General features: G+C 68.7%; 18 protein-coding genes. 5 read left to right on the forward strand and 13 right to left on the reverse strand.

Going from position 1 to position 24992, the window contains the following annotated elements; translation table 11 throughout:
* Positions 1 to 237: 237 nt before the first annotated feature.
* The 3 genes from ACLBWL_RS04100 (at position 238) to mdoH (ending at position 5077) form a co-directional block, all read left to right on the forward strand.
* Positions 238 to 1632, forward strand: a complete 1395-nt coding sequence (locus ACLBWL_RS04100) for an FAD/NAD(P)-binding protein (protein ID WP_447790465.1) — start codon at positions 238 to 240, stop codon at positions 1630 to 1632.
* A gap of 101 nt (positions 1633 to 1733) precedes the next feature.
* Positions 1734 to 3257 carry a glucan biosynthesis protein gene (locus ACLBWL_RS04105; protein ID WP_447790467.1) on the forward strand — a complete coding sequence of 508 codons (1524 nt, stop codon included), beginning with the start codon at positions 1734 to 1736 and terminating at the stop codon, positions 3255 to 3257.
* Entirely contained in the window at positions 3257 to 5077 is a 1821-nt protein-coding gene (gene mdoH, locus ACLBWL_RS04110; protein WP_447790469.1) for a glucans biosynthesis glucosyltransferase MdoH, read from the forward strand. Before ACLBWL_RS04105 ends, mdoH begins: the two co-directional genes overlap by 1 nt.
* 123 nt (positions 5078 to 5200) lie before the next feature.
* Here mdoH and ACLBWL_RS04115 read toward each other — a convergent pair whose 3' ends face one another.
* The 10 genes from ACLBWL_RS04115 to ACLBWL_RS04160 form a co-directional block, all read right to left on the reverse strand.
* Positions 5201 to 6703, reverse strand: coding sequence for a DHA2 family efflux MFS transporter permease subunit (locus ACLBWL_RS04115; protein WP_447791995.1), 1503 nt, complete (start codon positions 6701 to 6703; stop codon positions 5201 to 5203).
* On the reverse strand, positions 6700 to 8121 hold the full coding sequence (locus ACLBWL_RS04120) for an efflux transporter outer membrane subunit (RefSeq protein ID WP_447790471.1): 1422 nt from the start codon (positions 8119 to 8121) through the stop codon (positions 6700 to 6702). The genes ACLBWL_RS04115 and ACLBWL_RS04120 overlap by 4 nt, the downstream gene beginning before the upstream one ends.
* A gap of 116 nt (positions 8122 to 8237) precedes the next feature.
* Positions 8238 to 9140, reverse strand: coding sequence for an efflux RND transporter periplasmic adaptor subunit (locus tag ACLBWL_RS04125; RefSeq protein WP_447790473.1), 903 nt, complete (start codon positions 9138 to 9140; stop codon positions 8238 to 8240).
* Positions 9137 to 9343: a DUF1656 domain-containing protein gene (locus tag ACLBWL_RS04130; RefSeq protein WP_056052175.1), complete on the reverse strand. Its 207-nt coding sequence runs from the start codon at positions 9341 to 9343 to the stop codon at positions 9137 to 9139. Before ACLBWL_RS04130 ends, ACLBWL_RS04125 begins: the two co-directional genes overlap by 4 nt.
* A complete protein-coding gene (locus tag ACLBWL_RS04135) occupies positions 9340 to 11397 on the reverse strand; it encodes an FUSC family protein (RefSeq protein ID WP_447790475.1) in 2058 nt (685 codons plus the stop codon). Before ACLBWL_RS04135 ends, ACLBWL_RS04130 begins: the two co-directional genes overlap by 4 nt.
* A complete protein-coding gene (locus ACLBWL_RS04140) occupies positions 11394 to 11846 on the reverse strand; it encodes a MarR family winged helix-turn-helix transcriptional regulator (protein ID WP_447790477.1) in 453 nt (150 codons plus the stop codon). The genes ACLBWL_RS04135 and ACLBWL_RS04140 overlap by 4 nt, the downstream gene beginning before the upstream one ends.
* 224 nt (positions 11847 to 12070) lie before the next feature.
* Entirely contained in the window at positions 12071 to 12730 is a 660-nt protein-coding gene (locus tag ACLBWL_RS04145) for a dTMP kinase (protein WP_447790479.1), read from the reverse strand.
* Between the two features lie 19 nt (positions 12731 to 12749).
* Entirely contained in the window at positions 12750 to 15323 is a 2574-nt protein-coding gene (mprF, locus tag ACLBWL_RS04150) for a bifunctional lysylphosphatidylglycerol flippase/synthetase MprF (RefSeq protein WP_447790481.1), read from the reverse strand.
* Positions 15324 to 15455: 132 nt separating this feature from the next.
* Positions 15456 to 16163, reverse strand: coding sequence for an AcvB/VirJ family lysyl-phosphatidylglycerol hydrolase (locus ACLBWL_RS04155; RefSeq protein WP_447790483.1), 708 nt, complete (start codon positions 16161 to 16163; stop codon positions 15456 to 15458).
* 99 nt (positions 16164 to 16262) lie between these two features.
* On the reverse strand, positions 16263 to 16550 hold the full coding sequence (locus ACLBWL_RS04160; RefSeq protein ID WP_447790485.1) for a chorismate mutase: 288 nt from the start codon (positions 16548 to 16550) through the stop codon (positions 16263 to 16265).
* Between the two features lie 128 nt (positions 16551 to 16678).
* On the opposite strand from ACLBWL_RS04160, the gene ACLBWL_RS04165 reads away from it, so the two are divergent.
* Positions 16679 to 17707: a polyprenyl synthetase family protein gene (locus tag ACLBWL_RS04165; protein ID WP_447790487.1), complete on the forward strand. Its 1029-nt coding sequence runs from the start codon at positions 16679 to 16681 to the stop codon at positions 17705 to 17707.
* Between the two features lie 80 nt (positions 17708 to 17787).
* On the opposite strand, the gene ACLBWL_RS04170 is transcribed toward ACLBWL_RS04165, so the two are convergent.
* From ACLBWL_RS04170 to mutS, 3 genes are all read right to left on the reverse strand, one after another.
* Entirely contained in the window at positions 17788 to 18228 is a 441-nt protein-coding gene (locus ACLBWL_RS04170; RefSeq protein WP_447790489.1) for a hypothetical protein, read from the reverse strand.
* Positions 18229 to 18280: 52 nt separating this feature from the next.
* A complete protein-coding gene (locus ACLBWL_RS04175; RefSeq protein WP_447790491.1) occupies positions 18281 to 19276 on the reverse strand; it encodes a cation diffusion facilitator family transporter in 996 nt (331 codons plus the stop codon).
* Between the two features lie 337 nt (positions 19277 to 19613).
* Positions 19614 to 22193: a DNA mismatch repair protein MutS gene (gene mutS / locus ACLBWL_RS04180; protein WP_447790493.1), complete on the reverse strand. Its 2580-nt coding sequence runs from the start codon at positions 22191 to 22193 to the stop codon at positions 19614 to 19616.
* 417 nt (positions 22194 to 22610) lie between these two features.
* On the opposite strand from mutS, the gene ACLBWL_RS04185 reads away from it, so the two are divergent.
* The gene (locus ACLBWL_RS04185; protein ID WP_056052149.1) at positions 22611 to 24866 is read left to right on the forward strand and encodes an NADP-dependent malic enzyme; all 2256 of its coding nucleotides are present in this window, start codon (positions 22611 to 22613) and stop codon (positions 24864 to 24866) included.
* Positions 24867 to 24992 lie beyond the last annotated feature (126 nt).

Here is a 24992-nt window from a genome sequence, read left to right on the forward strand (position 1 = left end):
AGTGCAACGGTGTATGCCGGAACAGGCCCGGCATGACGGGGGACTGGGTGTTTCTGCCAATCCCGTCATCCTGACGAAAGTCAGGATCCAGGGTAACGGACGGCACGCTTGCGGCTCTGGGTCCTGACTTTCGTCAGGATGACGTAGGTTGCAGGGGACGGGCCTTTTGGTACCGGGGCTGGGCTAGCCGCGCCGGATCGGGCATGGCCTCCCGCGATAGAACGGGTGAGCGAACAGATGGACCAAACAGTAACCATAGCGCGGATCGCGGGTCCCGAGGATCATGTCGTCGTGGTCGGCGGCGGCTTTTCCGGCGCGTTGTTCGCGGTCAATCTGATGCGGCACGAGGGCCCGCGCGTGACGCTGATCGAGCGGCGCGATCGGCAGCTTGCGCGCGGCGTCGCCTACAGCGCGGCGCATCCGGATCACCTGCTCAACGTCCGCGCGGGCAACATGAGCGCGCTGCCCGACGATCCCGATCACTTCGTCCGCTGGCTGGAGGCGCACGGCAAGGGCGACCGCAAGACCTTCGTCCCGCGCACCACCTACGGCGCGTATCTGCGCGAACTGCTCGATGCGGCGATCGCGGACTCGAACGGCCGGCTGGTGCATGTCGAGGGCGAGGTCTGCGCGATCGAGCCGGTGACCGGCGACGGCGTCACACTCAAGATGGCCGACGGGCGGAAAATCGCCGCCGATACCGCGGTGCTCGCGCTCGGCAATCTGCCGCCGCACACCCCGCCGGGCCTCAAGCCCGAGGCACTGCCCGCGGGCGTGTATTGCGCCGATCCGTGGGCGGCCGATCTCGCGGAAGGGCTGGGCGCGGACGACACGGTCGTGCTGGTCGGCACCGGGCTGACCGCGATCGACGCGGCGTTGCTGCTCGATGCGCAAGGGTTCGCCGGCCAGATCCTCGCCATGTCGCGTCGCGGATTGTCGCCGCGCCGCCACGTCGACGGCGCGCCCGCGCATCGCGGTGTCGCCGAGAAGCCGCAGGGCGGGCTGACCGATCTCGTCCGTCACGTCCGCGCGCGCGCCGCGGAGGAGGGCTGGCGCTGCGCGGTCGACGAGCTTCGGCCGGTCACGCAGATGCTGTGGGCCGCCGCCTCGCAGGAGGTGCGCGGGCGGTTCCTCCGCCATCTGCGGCCCTATTGGGACGTCCACCGCCATCGCCTCGCGCCGCGTGTCGCCGAGCGCGTCGAGGCCCTGGTCGCCAGCGGACAACTTACATTCGCGGCCGGCAAGATCGTCTCCGCCGAAGCCGACGGGCGGGATGCGAAACTGACCTGGCGACCCCGCGGCACCACCGAACCCGTCGTCACGCACGCCGCGCGGATCGTCAATTGCACTGGTCCGCAGGGCGACCTGTTGCGCTCGGAGGAACCGCTCGTGAAGCACCTGCTCGCGGCGGGCGCGATCAGGCCGGATCCGCTCCGGCTCGGGGTCGACGTCGATTCGCAGTCGCGCGCGATCCGGGCTGATGGCACGCCGGACGACCGCATTCACTGCATCGGCCCGATGACCCGCGGCGGGCTGTGGGAAGTCGTCGCGGTGCCCGATATCCGCGTCCAGAGCTGGGATCTCGCGCGGCGCCTGTCGAACGCGCAATGGGTCGGCGGCGAGGGCCTCTGAGCGCCTGAGGCCCGAGCTGGAGCCTCGGGCGCGGCAGGGTGCGCCTCAACCACGGCCTGTCGACGCGCGCGCGCGCCCGCTATATGTTACCGCGTCGCAACATGATGATTTTTCAAGGGAGCCACGGCATGATCGGTCGACGCGAAGTGATGACCGCGCTTGGTCTGTTGGGCTTCGCCCCCCAGGCGGGCGCCGCGCTGGCACGCACCGCTACCGGCAAGACGACCCCGTTCTCGTGGGAGGCGCTGCAGGCGCGCGCCGCGACTCTCGCCACCGCGCCGTACCGCGCGCCGGCCAAGGTCGCAGCCGCCGCGGCGATCGATTACGACAAGGTCGGCAGCATCCGCTTCCGCGCCGACAAGACGCTCGCCGACGGCATCCGCCTGTTCCCGCTCGGCCGCTATGCGCCGATGCCGGTCGCGATCAACGTCGTCGAAGCGGGGCAAGCGCAACGCATCGAATTCTCGCGCGCGTTGTTCGAGGCCGAAGAAGGCCACGCCGCCGCGCTCGGCATCGCCGGTTTCCGGGCGATGGCGCCGGGCGGCACCAGCGACTGGATGGCGTTCCAGGGCGCGTCCTATTTCCGCACCGCCGGGTCGCAGGACCAGTACGGCCTGTCCGCGCGCGGGCTCGCGATCAACACCGGGCTGCCCGGCCGCGAGGAGTTCCCCGACTTCACCGAATTCTGGATCGAGCGCACCGGCAACGATGCCTATACGATCTATGCGTTGATGGACGGCGTCAGCGTCACCGGTGCGTACCGGTTCCAGTCGCGCCACGTCGCCGGCATGGGGGTCGAGCAGCAGGTCTCGTCCGTGCTCCACCTGCGCCGCGATATCGAACGGCTCGGCGTCGCACCCGCCACCAGCATGTTCTGGTACGGCGAAGGCAATCGCGCCGCCGCGGTCGACTGGCGGCCCGAGATCCACGATTCGGACGGCCTCGCGCTCCTCACCGGCGCGGGCGAGCGCATCTGGCGGCCGCTCAACAACCCGCCGCACGACACGCTGGACAGTTTCGCGGATCAGGCGCCGAAGGGTTTCGGCCTGATCCAGCGCGACCGCAATTTCGATCACTACCAGGACGACGGCGCGTTCTACGATCGTCGCCCGAACCTTTGGATTCAGCCACAGGGTGACTGGGGCAAGGGCGCGGTGATGCTCTATGCGTTCCCGACCAACAGCGAGACCGTCGACAACGTCGTCTCGTTCTGGACGCCCGCCGCGCCCGCCAAGGCCGGGCAACGGTTGCAGTTCGATTATACGCTGTCCTGGAAATCGGCCGATCCGACCGCCGTGGCGAGCGCGGCGCATGTCGTCGACTGCTGGCAGGGTATCGCGGGCAGGCCAGGCGCGGAGCCGGTCAAGGGCGCGCGCAAACTGGTCGTCGATTTCGTCGGCACCGGCCTCGCCGGGCTCGACCGGCAGAGCGGCGTGACCGCCAAGATCGACGTCGTCCGCGGGAAGGTGCTCGCCAACGCGGCCTATCCGGTGGTCGGCCAGAAGAATCGCTGGCGCGTGACCGCGGACGTCGCCCCCGACGCGCAGGGGCCCGCCGATGTGAGGCTGTTCCTGACCCGCGGTGACCGCGCGTTGAGCGAAACCGTCCTGACGCCGATCTTTTGATGTCGTCGCTACCCGCTACGCTGCCGCCGATGATGCCGGGCGAGTCGCCGATCGAGATGCTCCCGCAGCGTTTCGACGGCCCGCCGCCGCCCTGGTCCGCGCCCGAGCCCGGGCCGGGGATGGTCGTGTCGTCCGACGACATGCTCGCGCGCCGAATCATCCTCGTGCTGATGACCGGGCTGCTCGCGACCGCGGCGTCTTCGGCGGTGCAGGAGTCCCTGCTCGCCGACGGGCTCAGCCTGTGGGACGCGGCGCTGCTGGCGTTGTTCTTCCCGCTGTTCGCGTGGATTTCGTTCGGGTTCATGAACGCCGCGATCGGCTTCGTGCTGTTGATGACCGGCGGCCATCCGGGCTTCGTCCCGACGCCGCGCCAGTCCGAACCGCTCGAAGGGCGCACCGCGATCCTGATGCCGGTCCACAACGAGGACATCGACGCGGTGTTCGGGCGGATCGCGTGGATGGCGCGCGCGATCGCCGCGGGTGGTGTCGCCGACCGGTTCGATATCTTCATCCTGAGCGATTCGGGCGAAGCCGCCGAAGCGGCCGAGCTGGCTGCGTGGCGCAGACTCGCGCCGACGCTCGACTGCGCGCTCTATTATCGTCGCCGTACCGAGAATGTCGGCCGCAAGCCAGGCAATGTGGCGGAGTGGATCCGGCGGTTCGGCGGCGGCTATCGCTACATGCTGATGCTCGACGCCGACAGCCTGATGGGCGGCAACACGATCATCGGCATGGCGCAGGTGCTCGAACGCCGCCCGGCGGTGGCGCTGCTCCAGACCGTGCCCGCGGTGATCAACGGCGTCACCTTCTTCCAGCGGTGGATGCAGTTCGCCAGCCGCCTGTACGGGCCGATCTCGACCGCGGGCCTCGTCTGGTGGTCGGGCTCGGAGGCGACCTTCTGGGGGCATAATGCGCTGATCCGGATCGAGGCGTTCGCCGCGAGCTGTGGGCTGCCCGACCTCCCCGGCCGCGCGCCGTTCGGCGGCGTCATCATGAGCCATGACATGGTCGAGGCGGCGTTGCTCAGGCGGCGCGGCTGGCGCGTCCACATGATCATGACCGACGAGACGTTCGAGGAATATCCGCCGACGCTGATCGACGCGGCGGTGCGCGACCGGCGCTGGGCGCAGGGCAATATCCAGCATCTCAGCCTGCTGACGTCGTCGGGGTTCCACTGGGTCAGCCGGCTGCAATTGCTGATGGGCGCGTCGGCGTTCATCACCTCGCCGGTCTGGCTGCTGATGATCGCGACGAGTGTCGTGCAGGCGCTGATCGGCGAGCGCAACATCGTCGAGGCGCAGACCTCGCTCGAGGTGCTGGCGGTGACTCTGCTGCTGCTGTTCGGGCCCAAGTTGCTTAGCGTGATCTGGGCGTTCTCGAACGCCGAGCGTCGCGCGGGGTTCGGCGGGCGGCGCGGGATCGTCCGCTCGGTGCTGGTCGACGTGCCGCTGTCGATGCTGTCCGCGCCGGTGATCGCGCTGACGCAGACGATCGATCTCGCCGGGATCCTGATGGGGCGCAAGTCCGGCTGGGCGCCGCAGAACCGCGATGCGCATGAGCTGTCGCTGGCGGACGTGATGCCGCGGTATCGCTGGCATGTCGGGGTGGGGGTGACGTTGCTGCTGGTGACGCCGTTTGCGCCGATCACCGCGGCGTGGCTCGCGCCGGTGACGCTGGGGTTGTTGCTCAGTCCGTTCCTGACGATGCTGACGGCGAGCGAGAAGGCGGGCAAGTGGGCGGAGTCGCACGGCATGTTCGTCGAGCCCGGCGAGCATGTCTCGGTGTTGTCGCGGCCCTCGCTGCCGGCGCATAGCGGCTGATACGTCCTCCCCTAGAAGGGGAGGTGGCTGGCTCTTGCCAGACGGAGGGGTGATACGCTCTTGATAGGGCGTCACCCCTCCGTCAGTCCTGCGGACTGCCACCTCCCCTTGCAGGGGAGGAAATTATGCGGCTCGGTGGCCGCTTAGCTCCGCGCCTGCATTTGCCTTGAACTTTCGGTTCCAGATCGTCGCCGACGCCGACACCGCCGTCACCACCAGGAACGCCAGCGTGAAGTTCGCCAGCGCCGGCCGGGTCGCGCCGGTGGCCAGCATCCCGACATGCAGCGATGCCGCCCCCACGCAGATGCCGAGCGACAGCATCAACTGCTGGAACGTCGCGTAGAAGCTCGTCGCGCTGCTCATCCGCGACGACGGGATCTCGTCATAGGCGATCGTGTTGTACGCCGAGAACTGGAACGACATGAAGAAGCCCGAGATCATCAGCACGCCGAAGATCACCGGGATCGGCCAATCGGGGCGGAACAGGCCTGCGACCGCATAGCCCGAGCTCGCGCAGAGTCCGCCGACGACCAGGCTCCTGCGGAACCCGAAGCGCCGGAGCACACGCGGTGCGAGGCTCTTCATCATCAGCGACCCGATCGCGCCAGCAATCGTGATCGCGCCGCTCGCCGCCGCGGTCATGCCGAAGCCCAATTGGAGCATCATCGGCAGCAGGAACGGCTGCGCGCCCTGCGTGATGCGCGTCAGCGAGCCGCCGATCACCGAGAGCCGGAAGGTGGGGATGCGCATCAGCGACAGGTCCAGGATCGGGTCGCTGCGATGTTTCGCGTGGCGGATATACGCGACGCCCGCGATCAGCCCGACCGCGATCAGGACGATCGCGCGCGACAACTCGCCGGTGCGGCTGGTCATCTCGAACCCGAACAGCAGGCAGCCGAGCGAGACGCCCGACAGGATGAAGCCGGGCACGTCGAAGCGCGCCGGCTTGTCCTCGCGGACCTCGCCGATGAAGCGCGTCACGAGCACCACCCCGAGCAGGCCGATCGGGACGTTCAGATAGAAGATCCAGCGCCAGTCGAGATAGGTGACGATCGCGCCGCCGACCGGAGGCCCCAGGATCGGGCCGATCAGCGCGGGCATGATCAGCCACGACATCGCCTGGACCATGTCCTCCTTGGCGACGCTGCGGAGCAGGACGAGGCGGCCGATCGGGATCATCATCGCACCACCCAGCCCTTGCAGGAAGCGCGCGACCATCATGAACGGCAGGCTGGTCGCCTGGCCGCACAGCATCGATCCGCCGACGAAGATGAGGATCGCCGCGCGGAAAATGGTGCGCGAGCCGAACCGGTCCGCGAGGCGTCCGCTGGCGGGAATGAAGATCGCGAGTGCCAGCAGATACGAGGTCAGCGCCGAACTCATGCTGGTCGCGGGCACGCCGAAATCGCGCGCCATCGTCGGCAGCGCGGTCGCCAGCACGGTCGAGTCCATCTGCTCCATGAACAGCGCGCAGGCGATGATCAGCGCGGTGACGCGGTAGTTGCTCGGCGTGTGCGGCAGCGCATCCGGGTCCTTCGCCACCCGCGCGATGGTGTCGGCGGCGGGCATGATGCCGTCGCGCACTTCGCTGTTGATCGACGCCAGCCCGCGGCGACGCAGCCTCAAGTCTGCCACCCCCCGCCGAGCGCCTTGAAGACGTCGACCTGGCGATCGACCAGCAACGCATCGGACGCGGCGAGGTTGGCCTGCGCGGTGGTCAGCGCGGCCTGCGCGGTCAGCAGCGAGAGGAAATCGGTGCGGCCGAACCGGTAGAGCGTGCCGGCCTGATCCGCGGCACGCGCGGCGCTGGCCTGCGCACGGCGGAGCGCGGCGTTGCGGTCGGCTTCGCGGGCATAGGCGGACAGCGTGGTCTCGGTCTGGCGCAACGCCTCGAGCGTGGTCGAATCGAACTGCGCGAGCGCCTGGTCCGCGCTGGCGCCGGCCTGGGCGATCTGCGCGCGGATCACCGGGCGGTTGGGGAAGCTCCAGCTGATCAACGGCCCCAGCCCGAGATGGAACGCATCGGTCGAGCCGAACGACGAGACGGGGCCGGTCAGCCCGACCGACCCGCCGAGGCTGACCTGCGGATAGAGGTTGGCGGTGGCGACCCCGATCCGCGCGGTCGCGGCGGCGAGCGAGCGTTCGGCCGCGCGGATATCGGGACGCCGCAGGATCAGCGCGCTGCCGTCGCCGATCGGCAGCGGCCGGTTGAGCGCTGGCGGCTTGGCGCAGGTTTCTACGTCCCTCGGATAATCGGCGGGCGCGCGGCCCATCAGCGTGGCGAGGCGGTAGAGCGCGGCGGTGCGGGTCGCGACCTGTGCGGGGATCAGCGCTTCGCTCTGGTCTACCGCGGTCCTGGCGCGCGTCACGTCGAACGCGGTGCCGCGGCCGCCGCGCTGCAGCCGCTGCGTCACGTTCAGCGTCTGGCGTTGCAGCGTGAGGATGCGGGTGTTCGCGGCCAGCACCATGTTGGCGGTGCAGGCGGTGGCGTAGCTGCGCGCGGTTTCGGCGGCGACGGTCACGCGGACATTGTCACGCGCGGCGGCGACCGCCTCGGCATCGCCTTGGGCCGCCTCGATCGCGCGGCGGATCCGGCCCGACAGATCGAGCGGATAGGCCAGCGTGATGCCGAGATTATAGTCGAGCGTGCCGGGCAGGCTGCCGCCGGTCGCGTAGGGGCGGTCGAGCGAGGCGCCGCCGCCGATCACGGTCGACAGCGTCCGGCCCGCGGCGACTTCGGCGACGACCGCGTCGGCGCGGCGCAGGTTCGCGTCGGCGGCGCGCAGGTCGGCATTGGCGGCGAGCGCTTCGGTGACGAACCCGTCGAGGCGGGGGTTGCCGTAGAGTTGCCACCAACGGTCGGGGAGGGGGGCGTTGGCGAAGACCTTCTCGCGGCCGCTGTCGAAATTGCCTTGCGCGGACGGGCGGTTGACGACGGCGCCGTCGGGGAGCGTGTAGTTCGGGCCGGCGGTGGTGCAGGCGGCGAGCGCGAGTGAGACGATGACCGTTGCGAGACCGCGGCGACCGACGTGCCTAGTGCCCACTCTTCCGTCATCCTGACGAAAGTCAGGATCCAGAGCCACGCAGGACATCGCTTTTAACCCTGGGTCCTGACTTTCGTCAGGATGACGGCGGGGGGTGTGGCAGATGGAGGCGATCATCATGCCGTCGTCCCCGGAGCCACCCGCGGTTGGACCGTTACCGTCGCGGTGCGTCCGACGATCAGCTGCACGCCCTTCGGCACCTGCGTCAGCTTCACGCGCACCGGAATACGCTGCGCCAGCCTTACCCAGCTGAAGGTCGGGTTGACGTTGGGGAGCAGGTTCGTCGTATTCGTCCGCTCGCTGTCGTTGATCCCCGCGGCGATGCTGTCGACGCGGCCGTGCAGCGCCCGCGGTTCGCCCATCAGGTGGACGATCACCGGGTCGCCGACGCGAATGCTGCCAAGCTTGGTTTCCTCGAAATAGCCCTCGACGCGGAGCGAATCGGTGTCGACCAGCGCCATCGCCTGCGCGCCCGTCGCGATATAGTCGCCGGGGTGGAGATCGAGGTTGGTGACGATCCCGTGCACCGTCGCGCGCACCGTCGTCCGCGCGAGATTGAGCGCCGCGGTCGATCGCGCGCTCTGCGCCTGCGCGAGCGCGGCGGAGGCGGTGGCGACGCGCGCGACGTTCTGCTCGTGGGTTTCCTTTGCCACCAAGTCGCCAAGCGCCAGATCGCGCTGTGCTTCACGGCGCGCCTGCAACAACGTCGCGCGCGCGCTCGCGATCGACGCGTCGGACTGCGCCAGCGTCAGCTGGAAGCGCGGGCGATCGACCACGAACAGCACGTCGCCGGGCTTCACCGCCTGGTTGTCGCGCACCGCGACCTGCGTGACGAGCCCGGCGACGTCGGGCGTCACGCGGACGATATCGGCGCGGATCTTGCCGTCGCGCGTCCACGGATCGGTCTCGTAGTGCTTCCACAGCCAGATCCCGACCAGCACCGCCAGCAGGACGATCACCAGCGTGACCGCGGAACGGCCGAGCGGGGCGAGCAGCGATTTGAAACGGGAAGAGGTCATGCGGAAGGTCCGGTCAGCAGGGCGAGCAGCCCGAGGATGAGGATGAACAATGCGAGGTCGACGAGCGGGCGATAGGTCACGACGCGGTAGAAACCGGCGAATGCGAGCAACCGCGTCGCCAGTCCGGTGAGCAGGACGGCGGCGACCGCGAGCAGGAGGATACTCGGCAGGAAGACGCCGCCGATCGAGATTTCGCCGGTCATGTGGTTGCTCCATACGCGGCGGCGCCATAGGGCAGGGCTTGGGGGAACAGGTTGCGCCGGAGCGAAGTCAAAGCCAAGACGCCGGTGCGGTGGCGATCAGGCGTGCTGGTCGCGAACCCGGCCATCGCGGTGTCGATCCCGGCGAGCAGATCGGGCTCGGGCGGGGCGGGCTCTTCGGGCCGCAGCGCGCGGTAGTGCCTGCCGACCCCGCGCAACACGGGCGTGATCATCGCGGCTTCGTCCGGCGTGCCGTCGAGCCGCAACTGGCGCAGTTCACCGACCGCCACGCCGACGCGCAGATCGGTCAGCGCGTCGAGCAACGGCTTGCCGGGGTCCTCGCCCTGCAACGCGAGTCGTGGCGCGAGTAGCCCGATCCGGTCGAGCATCCGCGCGATCCAGCCCGCGGGGTCGGGGCGACCCGGCGAGTCGCTGCGCGCCGCCAGTTCGCGCCACCCCGCGCGGATTAGCCGCCGCGCGCTGGTGTCCGAGCCGATCGTCTGGAACAGTCCGACCGTGACGACCGCAAACAATGTGCCGACGAGCTGGGCGATGCCACCGTTGATGAAGCCGCTGAAATCGCTGCCGAAGCGGTCGTTCAACCCGACCGTGTTCAGCCCGCCGAGCAGCGCGCCGAGCGTGACCAGCAACGTCGCCGGCCGCGCGAGGAACATCCCGCCGATCAGCATCGGTGGCGCGAGCACCGCTGCCAATGTTACGAAATCGGTCACCCGCGGCAGGATCGCGAATGCGTAGACCGCCGAGACGACGAGGCCGATGACGGTGCCGTAGAAGAATGCCATGATCGACGGCGCCGGATCGTCGCTGTTGCCGAACAGCGCGCAACACACGCCGGCGATCAGCACCGCGCCCGCGCCGTCCGCCCAGCCGGTGCCGATCCAGAAGATGCAGCCGAGCAGGATCGTCGCGATCGTGCCGAGCGCCGCCCGAAGCGCGATGCCGCGGTCGCGGTGAAGCGGGCGCTTTGTCGTGCGCGCCAGCAGCCGCGCGACGGCTGGCGTGACCGGCGTGCGCGAGGGTGACCGCATCTGGTCGCGCAGGTCGCGCGCGTTGCGGTGCGCGTCGACCAGTTCGCCGAGCCGGGCGAGCAGGCTCAGGCGCAACGCGTCGCGCCAGATCCGCGTATCGCCGACCGGCGGTTCGAGTGCCTTGGCGCGGGCGATCAGCGCATCCGCGGTCTCGCGTCGTTCCGCGAGCGGGAGCGGTTCGCGTAGCCATTCGCGGACGTCCTCGATCAGCGCGATCGCTTCGGGGCGCGGGGCGTCGGCGCCGCGCCGCAGCTCGACGATCCGATCGTCGACCGCGCTGGCGAGCGGGAGCAGCATCGACAGCTCGGCCTGGAGCGCGCGCAGCGTGCGGACGCGTGGCAACAGCCGCGCGGTATCGAACGGCAGGTGGATGGAGAGCTGATGCAGCTCGTTGATGTCGAGCGCGAGGCGGCGTCGGTCGCGACCGAGCTGTGCGTCGGACTCGCCCGCGAGCGAATCGCGCGACCAGCGTTCGGCATCACCCAGGATCGCGTCGATCCGCGCCAGCAACGTCGCGGTGACCGTCTGCGGAAAGACGAAGCCGTGGATCAGGCTGCCGCACAGGATCCCGATCGTGATCTCCTGGACGCGCAACGCCGCCGTCGTGAACACCGCGCCGGGCGCCGCCACCGACGGAAAGCCGATGATGCTCGCGGTATAGCCCGCCAGCAGGAACAGATACGCGCGGGGGGTGCGGTCGAGCAGCGAGATGTAGAGGCACAGGCCGAGCCACAGCGCGAGGCCGAGCGACAGGAGTTCGGGCGCGTTGACCAGATTGGGCACCAGCACCACCGCCGCGACCGCGCCGAGCACCGTGCCGGCGACGCGGAACACCGCCTTCGACAGTACCGCGCCCGCCAGCGGCTGCGCGACGATGTACGACGTCGTGACCGCCCAATAGGGGCGAGTCAGGCCGATCCTGAGCGCGATGTAATAGGCCAGCATCGCCGCGACGAAGCATTTGATCGTGAACAGTGCCTCCTTGCTGCCGAACCGCGTGAGCATCATCGCGCGCGATCCGCCTGGAAGCGCGCACCGAGCCGTTCGGCGACGCGCAACGCGGTCGCGAGATCGTCGTCCGAAACCCCGTCGAGCATCGCGTGGCGCAAAGTCGCGAACTTCGACTCGATCGTGGTGACCAGCGCGCGGCCGTGGGCGGTCAGGCGGATGCGGCTGACGCGCGCGTCGTCGGCGTCGCGGTGCCGCTCGACCAGTCCGGCGGCGGTCATCTGGTCGATCGAGCGGACCAGCGAGGCCTGCGTCACGTCGAGTTGGACGGCGAGATCGGTCTGGCGGACATCGTCGCCGAGCCGCCCGACCTGGACCAGCGCCCACCCGGTCGACGCCGACACGCACATGTCGCTGAGCGCACGATCCGCCGCCTGCCGCCACAGACGCGCGAGCGGCATCAGCGTGCGGGCATAGGAGGATTCGAGACGGGCACGGGCAGAAGTCATTAGCGTGCTAAGTAATGACGTTTGCCGATGCTGCAATGCGGAATTTGCGGCAGGAAGGAAAAAACGTGGTGGCGCGCGGGTTTAAGCACCACCCCGGCGGAGGCCGGGGCCCAATTGGCAAGGTGGTCGTCACGGTGCGCGGCACGTAGTTATCACTGTCCCCCAATTGGGCCCCGGCCTTCGCCGGGGTGGTATGTGGGGCCCGGGGCGCGACGGACGGGGAGTTAGTCGAGCAGCGCGACGATCTCTGCGGCGATCTCTGCCGGCAATCGCGATTCCCCGGCCTCCACCGTCGACACAGTCGCCCAGCGCCCGAGCAACCCGGCCTGCGCCATCGCCGCGTAGTTCGTCCGGACGCGGTCCTGCAGCCCGCTATCGGCCTCGTACGCATCGAACGCATCGTCGGTGTACGACCGTTTGCGCTTCTTCAGGATCAACCCGCGGGCGATCGCGGCGGGGGTATCAAGATACACCGACAGATCGGGGGTCGGCAGCGCGAACGATCCTGTCTCGAGGTCGGCGATCCACGCCATCATCGCATCGGCCTCGTCCGCGGGCACCTGCGCTGCCTGGTACGCCATGTTCGAGGCGATGTAGCGATCGAACACGACCACGTCGTTCGCCGCGATCGTCGCGAGCAGGTGATCGCGCGACTCCATCCGGTCGAGCGCGTAGAGCACCGCCGCTGCCTTGGGCGAGGTGCCGCGCGGCAGGGTGCCCGCGAGCATCGCACCGAGCGCCCAGCCGCCGACCGTCTCGGTATAGCGCGGAAACGACACGACCTCGGCGGTGCGGCCGGCGGCGCGCAACTGCTCGACCACCAATGCCGAAGCGGTGGCCTTGCCCGCGCCGTCCGCGCCTTCGATTGCCAAGAGAAAACTCATAGGCGGGCCCTAGCAAGCCTTACCGGCTCACCAAAGCCTGCAAATCGATCAGCCCGCGCAACAACGACGTGCCGCCCGGCGAGGCGATGTAGCGCGGCGTCCAATTCGGCCTGAACTTCTCCTTGTACGCGCGCAGGCCCGCGAACCCGTAGAAGCGCTCGCCGTGGCGGAAGAGAAAAGCCGCGACCTTCGACCAGGTCGGCGACAGCCGCCGCGCCTCGATCCCCGACAGCGGCGCCATTCCGAGCGAGAAATTGCGATAGCCGTGCTCGTGGCCCCAAAGCATCAGTCGGGTGAACAGGAAATCCATGCCCCCCTGCGGCATGTCCTCGGCGTGACGCATCAGGTCGACCGACAATTCCTGGCCGTTCGGGGTCGCCCAGATATTGGCGAAGGCGACGATCCGCCCCTCGATCCGGACCACCGCGCAATCGAACGTCGTCAGATAGCCGGGTTCGAACCGGCCGACGCTGAAGCTCTTCTCGGCATGATCCTTGTCGGCCAGCCACCAGTCCGAGATCGCCTGCAATTCGGGCAGGATCGCGGGCATGTCGGCCGCCCGCACGACCGCGAACTCGGCGCCCGCCCGCTCGGCGACTCGGCTCGCCTTGCGCACGCTGCGCATGTCGGGCGTCTCGAGCGTGAAACCGCCGAGTTCGACCGTCGCCTCCTCGCCGTATTTGACGAGCTTCAGCCCCATCTCGATCGCGATCGGGACGATGCGAAGGCCGATCTGGTACAGCAGCAGCCGCCCTTGCGCGGCATCGGCCCGCGCGCGGATCGCCCAGAGCAGTTCGGACCACGCCTCGGCCGGGCCGACCGGATCGCCGATCACGATCCAGCTCGCGCCCTTGACCTGATACATCAGGAACGCGTCGCGGCTGTCCGACACCAGGAAGCGCTTGTCGCCGGTGAAGGCGAGCATCGCGTCGGTCCGGTCGGCATGCGCCAGCGCGGCCTCCGCCACGTCGTCGGGCAGCACGTCGTGAACCATCGGCACGGGCGCCGCCGCGAACAGCCGCCAGATCGCTGCGCCGATCAGCAGCAGGCCGACCGCGAGGCTGGTGCGCAGGAACCGCGACGCGTTGGCGTTGGTCTCGAACTGCCACCACAGGTCGCTCGAATAGCCGACGCGGCGATAGGCGAAGAAGCCGATCAGCACCGACAGGCCGATCGCCGCGCCGACGCCGACCAGCCATTCGGGCGACAGCGGCTCGGCGGTCAGCCGCGTCCGCCGGTAGAATGCACCGCGCGTCCATTGCAGCGCGGCGGCGGTGAGCAGCAGGACGGTCGCTTCCTCGTAATCGAAGCCCTTGGCGATCGACAGCAGCGCGCCCGCGATCAGCAGCAGCCGCGCCGCCCAGAACGCTCCGTCCAGCCGCCGGTACAGCCCGAGCGCGACGAACAGCAGCATGACGCCGACGAGACTCGCCGCGACATGCGCCATCTCGCTGACCGGCAGCGGCAGGATCATCGCCAGCGCGTCCATCCGACCGGGCGCGGCAGGCAGCGCGCCCGAGACGAGCAGCATCGCGCCGCCCAGGAACACGAGCACGCCGAGCAGGAGCGGCGCGAGGGGAAGCGCGATCGCCAGCGGATCGGGGCCGCCGCGTTCCTGATCCGGCGCGCGCGCCCGCTTGCGCCATTGCCGGCCCTCGTGGAACGCGAGCAGCACCGCCGCCAGGATCAGCGGCGCGACGTAATAGATGATGCGGTACGCCAGCAGCGCGGCGAGGATGGTCGCGTTGTTCTGCGGCATGGTCGCGATGATCACCGCCTCGAACACGCCGAGCCCGCCCGGCACATGGCTGATCAGCGCGACGACGATCGCGACCGCATAGCCGAGGAAGAGCACCGGATAGAGATCGGGCGACGCGTTCGGGAGCAGCACGAACAGCGCCGCGCTCGCCGCCGCGAGGTCGACCGTCGAGACGAGGACCAGCGCCAGCGCCTGGCGCGCGTTCGGCAGCGGCAGCCGCCAGCCGAACAATCCGATCGATCCGCCCTGCCGATAGCACAGCACGATCACCAGCATCGCCAGCGGAATGCCGATCCCGATCGCGCGCTCCAGCAGCGGCGGCATCGTCCAGTGGACGATCGGCAGCATCCCCGGATGGATCGCCATCGACAGGCAGGCGACGCTGATCACCCCCGCCCAGAACGTCACGCCCGCGATCAGGACGACGCGCGCCACCGCGGCTTCGTCGAGGCCCGCGCGACTGTAGACGCGGTAGCGCGCCGATCCGCCGGTCAGCATCGCCAACCCGAGATTGTGGCTGATCGTGTAGCTGGTGAACGACGCGACCGCCGCGGTCCGCCAGCGCAAAGGATGGCCGATCACGCGCAGCGCGATCGTGTCGTAGAAGGTCAGCGCGATATAGCTGACGACGGTCAGCGCGATCGATGCCGACAGTTGCGGCCAGCCGAGTGCCGCGAACGCCGCGCGTACTTCCGACAGGCGGATTTCCGCGGTCAGCTTGTGGATCGCGGCAAAGCCGAGCACCGCGACGACCAGCACCGCGAGCGCGATCAGCGTGCCGCGGCGATGCGCGATCCAGTCGCGGATCTTTAGGAGGGGCGGGCGAGTCGTCATGCCGCCGTGCACAGACCGCGTCGCCAAACTTGGGTCGCGCAGGTCTGCGCCGGAATGGCCCCGACCACAAATAGGCGTGGCTGATCCCCCGCACGGCTGTCGCCCGGCATTGGCACGCTCATCGTTTCCCCCTCAACGCGCAAACACGAACCGCGCCAGCACATCGTAGAGCGCATCGGTGTCGCGGTGAAGCGGATGTCCACCCGGCAACGCCACGCGCCATACATTGGCGTGTGTCAACAGCGGACACAGGCTGCCGGTTTCCTCCTCGCCGTGCACGCACAGCACCGGCACCCAGGTCAGGCGGCGCGCGGTCGGCAGCGCGTCGGTGGTCGGCGTCCAGAAATCGAAGATCTCGCTCGGAGAGGCGCGAAACTGGACATTGTCCTCGGGCACGATCAGCGCGACCTTGAGAATTTTCGCGCGCAGTTGCGGGGGCAGCCCGACCAAACCGACATGGAGCATGTCCGCGCCGAACGACTGGCCGATCAGGATAACCCGGTCGGTATGGCCGAGCCGCAACGCGCGGCGTTCGGCGTCGGCGATCAGCGTGGTGATCTCCGCCGGGGTCCGGGTCTTGCGCAGATAGGTCAGCGTGTTGATCGCGACCACGGGCACGCCGTGCGCCGCCAGCCGCGCGGCGATCTGCGGCGCCATGCCGACCTTGTAGCCGAGATCGCCGGTCAGCAGGACGGCGGCGAACCGGGGCCGGGTCGCTGCGGATTCCGCGGGTACGTCGGTGAACACCGGCCCGCCGAAATAGCCGAGCCAGGCCATGCTCCCCGTCGCGACCGCCGCCAGGACCACCAGGCCGATCAGAGCACGCCGAAGAGCCGTCATCGATCGGGGCCTAGCGATCGCGGAATGATCGCCGGATGGAGCGGCCATGACGTTTTCGTCACGTCCTGACGTCTGACCGCCAGTGCGAACCGGGACGGCTCAGGCCGGATCGTGCACCATCTGTTCGTGATGGCGGATCACCTCGTCGATGATGAACCGCAGGAATTTTTCGGAGAACTCAGGATCGAGCTGCGCGTCGGTGGCCAACCGCCGGAGCCGGGCGATCTGGCGCTCCTCGCGCCCTGGATCGGCGGCGGGCAGGCCGTGCGTCGCCTTGTGCCGACCGACCGCCTGCGTCACCTTGAAGCGCTCGGCGAGCATGTGGATCAGGGCGGCATCGATATTGTCGATGCTCTGGCGATATCCGTTCAGCAGTTCGTCGGCCACGCACGCACCTTTCGCTGGTTCGGCGCGCCTTTTGCTGCGTTGCGTCATGATGAGCAAGCGCAGAACGGACGAGGCGACCGGTACCAAGGGTTGCTTTGCAGGGGCATAGGCGGCAGAGGCTCGGGCAGATGAGCGCCACTGTCCACCGCCTCGACTCCCCTCGTTCGAATCCCGGGCCCCAGCCGTCGCTGGATCCGATGGTCAAGCTCGTGTCCAGCGACATGGACCAGGTCAACGCGGTGATCCGCGGCCGGATGCAGTCGGAGATCCCGCTGATCCCCGAACTCGCGGGGCACCTGATCGCCGGTGGCGGCAAGCGGATGCGGCCGATGCTGACGCTCGCGAGCGCGCAGCTGATCGGCTATGCGGGCACGCAGCACCACCTGCTCGCCGCCGCGGTCGAATTCATCCACACCGCGACGCTGCTCCATGACGACGTCGTCGACGGCTCCGACCTGCGCCGGGGAAAGCGCACCGCCAACATCATCTGGGGCAACCCGGCGAGCGTGCTGGTCGGCGATTTCCTGTTCAGCCGCAGCTTCGAGCTGATGGTCGAGGCGGGCAGCCTCAAGGCGCTCAAGATCCTGTCCTCGACCAGCGCGGTGATCGCCGAGGGCGAGGTCAACCAGCTCACCGCCGCGCGCCGCGTCGATCTCGGCGAGGAGCGCTATCTCGACATCATCGGCGCGAAGACCGCGGCACTGTTCGCGGCCGCCTGCCGGATTTCGGCGGTCGTTGCCGATCGGCCCGAAGCCGAGGAAGCTGCACTCGACGCGTATGGCCGTAACCTCGGCATCGCCTTCCAGCTGGTCGACGATGCGATCGACTATGTCTCGGACGCGGACACGATGGGCAAGGACGCGGGCGACGATTTCCGTGAAGGCAAGATGACGCTGCCGGTGATCCTCGCCTACGCGCGCGGCTCGGCCGAGGATCGTGCGTTCTGGAAGGACGCGGTCGAGGGGCGTCGCGACAGCGATGCCGATCTCCAGCACGCGATCCGCCTGATCCGTTCGACCCGCGCGGTCGACGACACGTTCGCGAGAGCCCGGCATTACGGCCAGCGCGCGATCGACTCGATCACCGGCTTTCCCAACGGCGCTGCCAAGGACGCGATGATCGAGGCGGTCGAATTCGCGGTCGCCCGGGCTTACTGATCCGGTCGCGCCGACGGCGGACATGAAAACGGCGGCCGATCGCTCGGCCGCCGCTTTCCGTTCCAGCCTTGGCTAGAGGCTCAACGGCACTTCACGTTGCCGCGATCGACCGAACGACCGAGCAGGGCGCCGCCACCGGCACCCGCCAGCGTGCCGAGCGTACCGCCACCGATCAGGTTGGCGAGCACGCCGCCGCCGACGGCACCGATCACCAGACCGGTCGTGCCGTCGCTGCGCTTGCAATAGGCGCGCCCGTCACGGCCGCGATAGATGCGGTCGTTGCGGCTGAGACGACGCTCGCGGTAGTTCCCGTTTTGATAGCTGCGCGAAGGGTCCCAGTTACGATCGTTGTCGCCGCGCCAGTTACGGTCGGCACGACGGTCGTCCCGACGATCATCGCGATCACGATGGTCGTCCTGTGCGCGACGATAGTCGTTGTTCTGTGCCGCGACCGGCGTCGAAATCATGGCGGGGGCCGCAACGGCAACCGACATTAGTGCGGCGATGAGATGCTTCTTCATAGGTAAAGACTCCTGATCTATGGAAGCCCAACCCGCACCGACCCGGAAAAGTTCAAACCGTCCGTGTATCGGCCATCGAGCAGTCGTGATCTCCGCCCGTCTCGACCTGCAACGTCGCGTGACCGATCCCGAATGTGTCGTGGAGCATCGTCCTCGCATCGCTGAGGAATTGGTCGCCCGGATGGCCCCCCGGCATGACAAGATGCGCGGTCAGGACGGGCTCCGTCGTGCTCATCGGCCAGATGTGCAGATCGTGGATCTCGGTGACGCCGGGCAGGCTACAAAGGGCTTCGTCGACATGGTCGAACTCGATCCCGCGCGGGACCGCGGACAGCGACATTTCGACGGTCTCACGGAGCAGGCCCCAGGTCTGCCAGAAGATGAGGATGGCAATCACGATGCTGACCGCCGGGTCGATCCAAGTGAGACCGGTGCGCCAGATCACGAGGCCCGCGATCACCACGCCGGCCGAGACGAGCGCGTCGGCCGCCATATGGAGATAGGCGCCGCGGATGTTGACATCGCCCTTGCGGCCGCGCGCGAACATCCAGGCGGTGACGGCGTTGACCGCGATGCCGACGCCCGCGACCATCGACACGGTGAGCCCGGCGGTCGGGGCAGGATCGGAGAAACGCTGCGACGCCTCCAGCACGATCGCGCCGAGCGCGACCAGCAGCAGCAGCGCATTGGTCAGCGCCGCGAGGATGGTCGAGCCCTTCAGCCCGTAGGTGAAGCGCTTGGTCGGTGCGGTGCGCGCGAGCATCGTTCCGCCCCACGCGACGACCAGCCCGAGCACGTCGGACAGGTTGTGACCGGCGTCGGCGAGCAATGCGACCGAATCGATCCGCAGGCCGACCACGGCCTCGACCGCGACGAAGACGATGTTGAGGCCGATGCCGATCGCGAAGGCGCGGTCGAACGCGGCCGGCGCGTGGCTGTGGCCGCCGTGCGAGTGGCCTCCGCCATGCCCATGTCCGCCGTGACCCTGTCCGCCGTGGCCCTGCGAAGGACCATGCGCATGGTCATGTCCGTGATGATGTCCACCCAACGCTCGGCACTCCGTCGATTCGTCCGCCGCCTAGCATCGACGTATCGTGTGATACTAGGACGCCGAGTTTAGGGGGTCGTTCCCAGGGACAGAAGGCCGAACTGCCCGTACCGATCGGCCGCTCCGACCCTCCTTCCAGAGAGGCCCTCCTTCCAGAGAGGCCCTCCTCCAGAGAGGCCCTCCTTCCAAAGAGGAAAGCGTAGTACCACGCCCTCATGCTACCACCCCGGCGAAGGCCGGGGCCCAATTGGCAAGGTTGAAGTAACGACGCGCGCACGGTTATCAGCAAGGGTACCCAGTTGGGCCCCGGCCTTCGCCGGGGTGGAAAAAAGGGGGATCACCCCTCGTTCGCAAGCGCCTTCAACCGGTACAGTGCCTCTAGCGCCTCCCGCGGGCTCATCGCATCGATATCGAGTTTCGCCAGATCCTCGCGCAACACATCGCACGCGACCTCCTCGACCTGCGCCGCCGCCGCAAACAACGGCAGGTCGTCCAGCCCAGCCGCGATCCCCCCCGTCTTCGCGCGCCCGGCCTCGAGTTTCGCCAGCACAGCCTTCGCGCGCGCCACCGTCACCGGCGACATCCCGGCCAGCCGCGCGACCGCAAGCCCGTAGCTCCGATCCGCCGGCCCATCGGCAAGCTCGTGGAGCAGCACCAGCTCCCCCTTCCACTCTCGCGCGCGGACATGATGCAGCGACAGTGCCTCGCACCGCTCCGCCAGCCGCGTGAGCTCGTGATAATGCGTCGCGAACAGACACCTGCACCGGTTGTCTTCGTGGATCGCCTCGACCACCGCCCACGCGATCGCCAGCCCGTCATAGGTCGACGTGCCGCGCCCGACCTCGTCGAGGATCACGAACGACCGCGGGGTCGCCTGCGCCAGGATCGCCGCGGTCTCGACCATCTCGACCATGAACGTGGAGCGGCCACGCGCGAGATTGTCCGACGCGCCGACGCGGCTGAACAGCCGATCGACCAGCCCCAGGGTGGCCTTGGTCGCGGGCACATACGATCCCGCCTGCGCCAGCACGGCGATCAGTGCGTTCTGACGGAGGAAGGTCGATTTACCGCCCATGTTCGGGCCGGTGACGAGCCACAATCGCGAACTTTCCGACAGGTTGCAGTCGTTGGCGACGAACCGGTCGCCCGACTTGGCCACCGCCGCCTCGACCACCGGATGCCGCCCGCCCTCGATCTCGAAGCACGCGTGATCGACCAGCGAAGGCCGCGTCCAGGCGCCTTCCGCCGCGCGCTCCGCCAACCCCGCCGCGACGTCGAGCCGCGCGAGCGCATCCGCCGTTGCCGCAATCGCCTCGCGCGACGCCAGAGCCTGCGCGGTCAACTCCTCCAGATGCGCTGCCTCCGCCGCCAACGCATGCGCGCCCGACTGCGACACCTTCGCCGCGACCTCGTGCAGGGCGGGCGTGTTGAACCGCACGACGCCCGCAAGAGTCTGTCGGTGCGTGAACCCGCTGTCCGCCTTCATCAACGGGTCCGCCGCGCGCGCCGGGACCTCGACATGATAGCCGAGGACGCCGTTGTGGCGGATCTTCAACGCGGTGACGCCGGTGGCGGTGCGGAACTCCGCCTCCAGCGCGGCGATCGCCCGCCGCCCGCCAGCACCCGCATCGCGCAAGTCGTCGAGCGCGGCGTCATAGCCTGCCGCGATATAGCCGCCGTCCGATGCCTCGATCGGTGGCGACGGCACCAGCGCCCGCTTGAGCAGGTCGATCAGCGCGCCATGTCCGCGCAATCTCGGCGCGATGTCCCGCAACAGCACCGGCGGCTCGACGATCCCGTCGAGCCGCTCGCCAAGGCTCCACGCCCCGTCCAGCCCATCGCGCAACTGGCCCAGATCGCGCGGGCCACCACGCCCCGCCGCAAGTCGCCCGAGTGCGCGTCCGATGTCCGGCAAAGCCCGCAGAGTCGAGCGCAACCGCTCGCGCGCCGCCTGGTCGTCATGGAACAGCCGCACCAGATCGAGCCGCGCATCAATCGCCGCCTTGTCCATCAACGGCGCGCCGAGATCCGCGCCCAGCAACCGCGCGCCGGCGCCCGTCACCGTCCGGTCGACCGCATCGAGCAGGCTCCCTTTCCGCACGCCACCGGTGGTGCAGGTCAGCTCGAGGCTCTCGCGCGTCGCGGCGTCGATCGCCATCGTCTCCGCCGCTCGCCCGATCCGCGGCGGGCGGAGGAAGGGCATCGTGCCCTTCGCATTATGCTCCAGATACGCGACCAGGCCTCCGGCTGCGGCCAACCCCGCGCGGCCGAACTGCCCGAACCCGTCGAGCGTCGCCACGCCGTACACCCGCTTCAGCCGCGCCTCGCCAGCCCCGCTGTCGAAGTCGGTCTTCGGCCGCAGCGTGGTCGCCGCCTCTTCGAAAGCGCTCGCCTCCGAAGCCACGACCTCGGCCGCGGCAAACCGCGCCAGTTCCGCCTCGACCGCGTCGCCCGCAACCTCGACGATCTCGAACCGCCCGGTCGACACGTCCGCCGCCGCGATCGCCACCGACCCGCCAGCCTCGCCGATCGCCACGCACCAATTGTCCGAGCGCGCGTCGAGCAACGCCTCCTCGGTCAGCGTCCCCGCCGTCACGACACGGACGATCGCGCGCGCGACGAGCGCCTTCGAGCCGCCGCGCGCCTTCGCCTCCGCCGGGCTCTCGACCTGCTCGGCGATCGCCACGCGGTGGCCCGCCTTGATCAGGCGTTGGAGGTACACCGTCGCCGCATGCACGGGCACGCCGCACATCGGGATCGGCTTGCCCTCATGCTCGCCGCGCGATGTCAGCGCGATGTCGAGCACCCCCGCCGCGATCCGCGCATCGTCCATGAACAGTTCGAAGAAATCGCCCATCCGGTAGAACAACAGGCAATCCTGCGCCTCCGCCTTCAGGCCGAGATACTGCGTCATCATGGGGGTAGGGGCGGGGCTCGACATCAAGCGCGGGTAGCGAAAAGCGGCCGTCCATAAAACCCCTCTCCCCTCGGGGAGAGGGAGGGGCCCGCGCGAAGCGTGGGAGGGTGAGGGGGAGTGAGGCTCGGGCGCGCACCCCAACCGCCCCTCATCCGGCGCATCCGCGCCACCTTCTCCCCGAGGGGGAGAAGGATGTTGAGGGCACCACCCCCGCATCACCACCACCCCGGCGGAGGCCGGACCCCAATTGGAGGACGGCAATAACGGAGCGGGGTCCGTCGTTACTCCGGCCTTTCCAATTGGGCCCCGGCCTTCGCCGGGGTGGTATCTAACCCAGTAGGGCGAAGTGTCCGGGGTGACGGATGCCGGCCACCTGCCTAGAAGGTCTCCCAGATCCTAACGACCGCGCGAGGCCCCATGTCCGACGAAACGCTGCAATTCTCCGAACGCGAAGCCTTGCTCTTCCACTCGGAAGGCCGTCCGGGGAAGATCGAGATCATCGCGTCGAAGCCGATGGCGACGCAGCGCGATCTGGCGCTCGCCTATTCGCCCGGCGTCGCGGTACCGGTGCAGGCGATCTACGACGATCCCGCCACCGTCTACGACTATACCGCCAAGGGGAACCTCGTCGCGGTGATCTCGAACGGCACCGCGATCCTCGGCATGGGCAATCTCGGGCCGCTCGCCAGCAAGCCGGTGATGGAGGGCAAGGCGGTGCTGTTCAAGCGCTTCGCCGACGTCGACGCGATCGACATCGAGCTGAAGACCGAGGACGTGAACCGCTTCATCGACGCGGTCGAGCTGATGGAGCCGACCTTCGGCGGGATCAATCTCGAGGACATCAAGGCGCCCGAATGCTTCATCATCGAGCAGGCGTTGCGCGAGCGGATGAACATCCCGGTCTTCCATGACGACCAGCACGGCACCGCGATCATCACCGCCGCCGGCTTGATCAACGCGTGTCTGCTCACGGGGCGCAAGCTCTCCGAGGTCAAGATCGTCGTCAACGGCGCCGGCGCCGCGGCGATCGCCTGCACCGAACTCGTCAAGGCGATGGGCGTGCGCGGCGACAACGTCATTCTCTGCGATCGCAAGGGCGTGATCTACCAGGGGCGCGAGGGCGTCGACCAGTGGAAGTCGGCGCACGCCGCGGTCACCGAAACGCGCACGTTGACCGAGGCGCTGGTCGGCGCCGACGTGTTCCTGGGGCTCTCCGCGGCCGGATCGCTGACGCCTGAGATGGTCAAGGACATGGCCCCCGCGCCGATCATCTTCGCGATGGCCAACCCCGAGCCCGAAATTCGCCCCGAACTGGCGATGGCCGCGCGCCCCGATGCGATCGTCGCGACCGGGCGCTCGGATTATCCGAACCAGGTGAACAACGTGCTCGGCTTCCCGTTCATCTTCCGCGGTGCGCTGGACGTCCGTGCGACCGGTATCAACGACGCGATGAAGATCGCCGCCGCCAACGCCATCGCGGAATTGGCGCGCGAACGTGTCCCCGAGGAAGTCGCGGCGGCGTACGGCGTCAGCCACAGCTTCGGCCCAGCGTACATCATCCCCGCGCCGTTCGATCCGCGGCTGATGGAAGTCGTCCCCGTCGCGGTCGCCAAGGCGGCGATGGCCTCGGGCGTGGCGACCAAGCCGATCCTCGACATCGAAGCGTATCGCCATTCGCTCCGTGCCCGCCTCAACCCGACCACCTCGGTCCTGTCGATGGCGTATGAAGGCGCCCGCGCGCATCCCAAGCGTGTGATCTTCGCGGAGGGCGAGGAGGAAGTCGTCCTGCGCGCCGCGATCGCGTTCAAGGAAGGCGGCTACGGCACGCCCGTCCTAGTCGGCCGCGACGACGTGCCCGACCGGTTGCGCGCGCTCGGCGTCACCGATCCCGAGAGCTTCGAACTCCACAACAGCCGCGTCTCGCCGCTTGTGCCGCGGATGGTCGACTTCCTGTATTCGCGGCTCCAGCGTCGCGGCTATCTGCGCCGCGATTGCGAGCGGATGGTCAACCAGGACCGCAACATTTTCGGCGCGCTGCTGCTCCAGCTCGGCGAGGGCGATGCGATGATCACCGGCATCACGCGCACCTACGGCGAGACGATGCGCCAGATTTATCGCGTGATCGATCCGGCGGCGGGGAAGACCCCGTTCGGGATTCATCTGCTCGTTGGCCAGAGCCACACGGTGTTCATCGCCGACACCACGGTCAACGAACGCCCGACCGCCGAGCAACTCGCGGACTTCGCCGAGCAGACCGCGGCGGTCGCGCGGCGGATGGGGCATGAGCCTCGCGTGGCGTTCCTGAGCTACTCGAACTTCGGCAATCCGAAGGGGGAGTGGCTCGATAACATCCGCGACGCGGTGACGGTGCTCGACGGGCGCAAGGTCGGGTTCGAGTATGAGGGCGAGATGGCGCCCGACGTCGCGCTGAACCCGAAGCAGCTGGCGAACTACCCGTTTGCGCGGCTGTCTGGGCCCGCGAATGTCTTGATCATGCCGGGGCTCCAGTCGGCGCATATCTCGGCGAAACTGTTGCGGGAACTAGGCGGGGATTCAGTAATCGGCCCGATGTTGATAGGCATGGAAAAGCCGGTCCAGGTCGCGCCGATGACCAGCACGGCAAGTGAACTGGTTACGCTGGCCGTCCTCGCAGCCGGTGGTATCGCGCGCTAACTCCCTCGCCCCTACGGGGAGAGGGAAGGGGCCCGCGGCACTTGCCGTGGGAAGGGAGAGGGGCGTTAGGCTCGGGACGGTTCATCCCAACGGCCCCTCTCCCTTCCGTCGCAAGTGCTCCTCCCT

It is taken from the genome of Sphingomonas sp. M1A8_2b (genome assembly GCF_053345535.1).

What these genes read in the sequence shown, in the direction of transcription:
- ACLBWL_RS04100 (WP_447790465.1), top strand. Translation starts at nt 238, where the DNA reads ATGGACCAAACAGTAACCATAGCGCGGATCGCGGGTCCCGAGGATCAT.
- ACLBWL_RS04105 (WP_447790467.1), top strand. Translation starts at nt 1,734, where the DNA reads ATGATGATTTTTCAAGGGAGCCACGGCATGATCGGTCGACGCGAAGTG.
- mdoH (WP_447790469.1), top strand. Translation starts at nt 3,257, where the DNA reads ATGTCGTCGCTACCCGCTACGCTGCCGCCGATGATGCCGGGCGAGTCG.
- ACLBWL_RS04125 (WP_447790473.1), bottom strand. Translation starts at nt 9,140, where the DNA reads ATGACCTCTTCCCGTTTCAAATCGCTGCTCGCCCCGCTCGGCCGTTCC.
- ACLBWL_RS04130 (WP_056052175.1), bottom strand. Translation starts at nt 9,343, where the DNA reads ATGACCGGCGAAATCTCGATCGGCGGCGTCTTCCTGCCGAGTATCCTC.
- ACLBWL_RS04135 (WP_447790475.1), bottom strand. Translation starts at nt 11,397, where the DNA reads ATGATGCTCACGCGGTTCGGCAGCAAGGAGGCACTGTTCACGATCAAA.
- ACLBWL_RS04140 (WP_447790477.1), bottom strand. Translation starts at nt 11,846, where the DNA reads ATGACTTCTGCCCGTGCCCGTCTCGAATCCTCCTATGCCCGCACGCTG.
- ACLBWL_RS04145 (WP_447790479.1), bottom strand. Translation starts at nt 12,730, where the DNA reads ATGAGTTTTCTCTTGGCAATCGAAGGCGCGGACGGCGCGGGCAAGGCC.
- mprF (WP_447790481.1), bottom strand. Translation starts at nt 15,323, where the DNA reads ATGACGACTCGCCCGCCCCTCCTAAAGATCCGCGACTGGATCGCGCAT.
- ACLBWL_RS04155 (WP_447790483.1), bottom strand. Translation starts at nt 16,163, where the DNA reads ATGACGGCTCTTCGGCGTGCTCTGATCGGCCTGGTGGTCCTGGCGGCG.
- ACLBWL_RS04165 (WP_447790487.1), top strand. Translation starts at nt 16,679, where the DNA reads ATGAGCGCCACTGTCCACCGCCTCGACTCCCCTCGTTCGAATCCCGGG.
- ACLBWL_RS04170 (WP_447790489.1), bottom strand. Translation starts at nt 18,228, where the DNA reads ATGAAGAAGCATCTCATCGCCGCACTAATGTCGGTTGCCGTTGCGGCC.
- mutS (WP_447790493.1), bottom strand. Translation starts at nt 22,193, where the DNA reads ATGATGACGCAGTATCTCGGCCTGAAGGCGGAGGCGCAGGATTGCCTG.
- ACLBWL_RS04185 (WP_056052149.1), top strand. Translation starts at nt 22,611, where the DNA reads ATGTCCGACGAAACGCTGCAATTCTCCGAACGCGAAGCCTTGCTCTTC.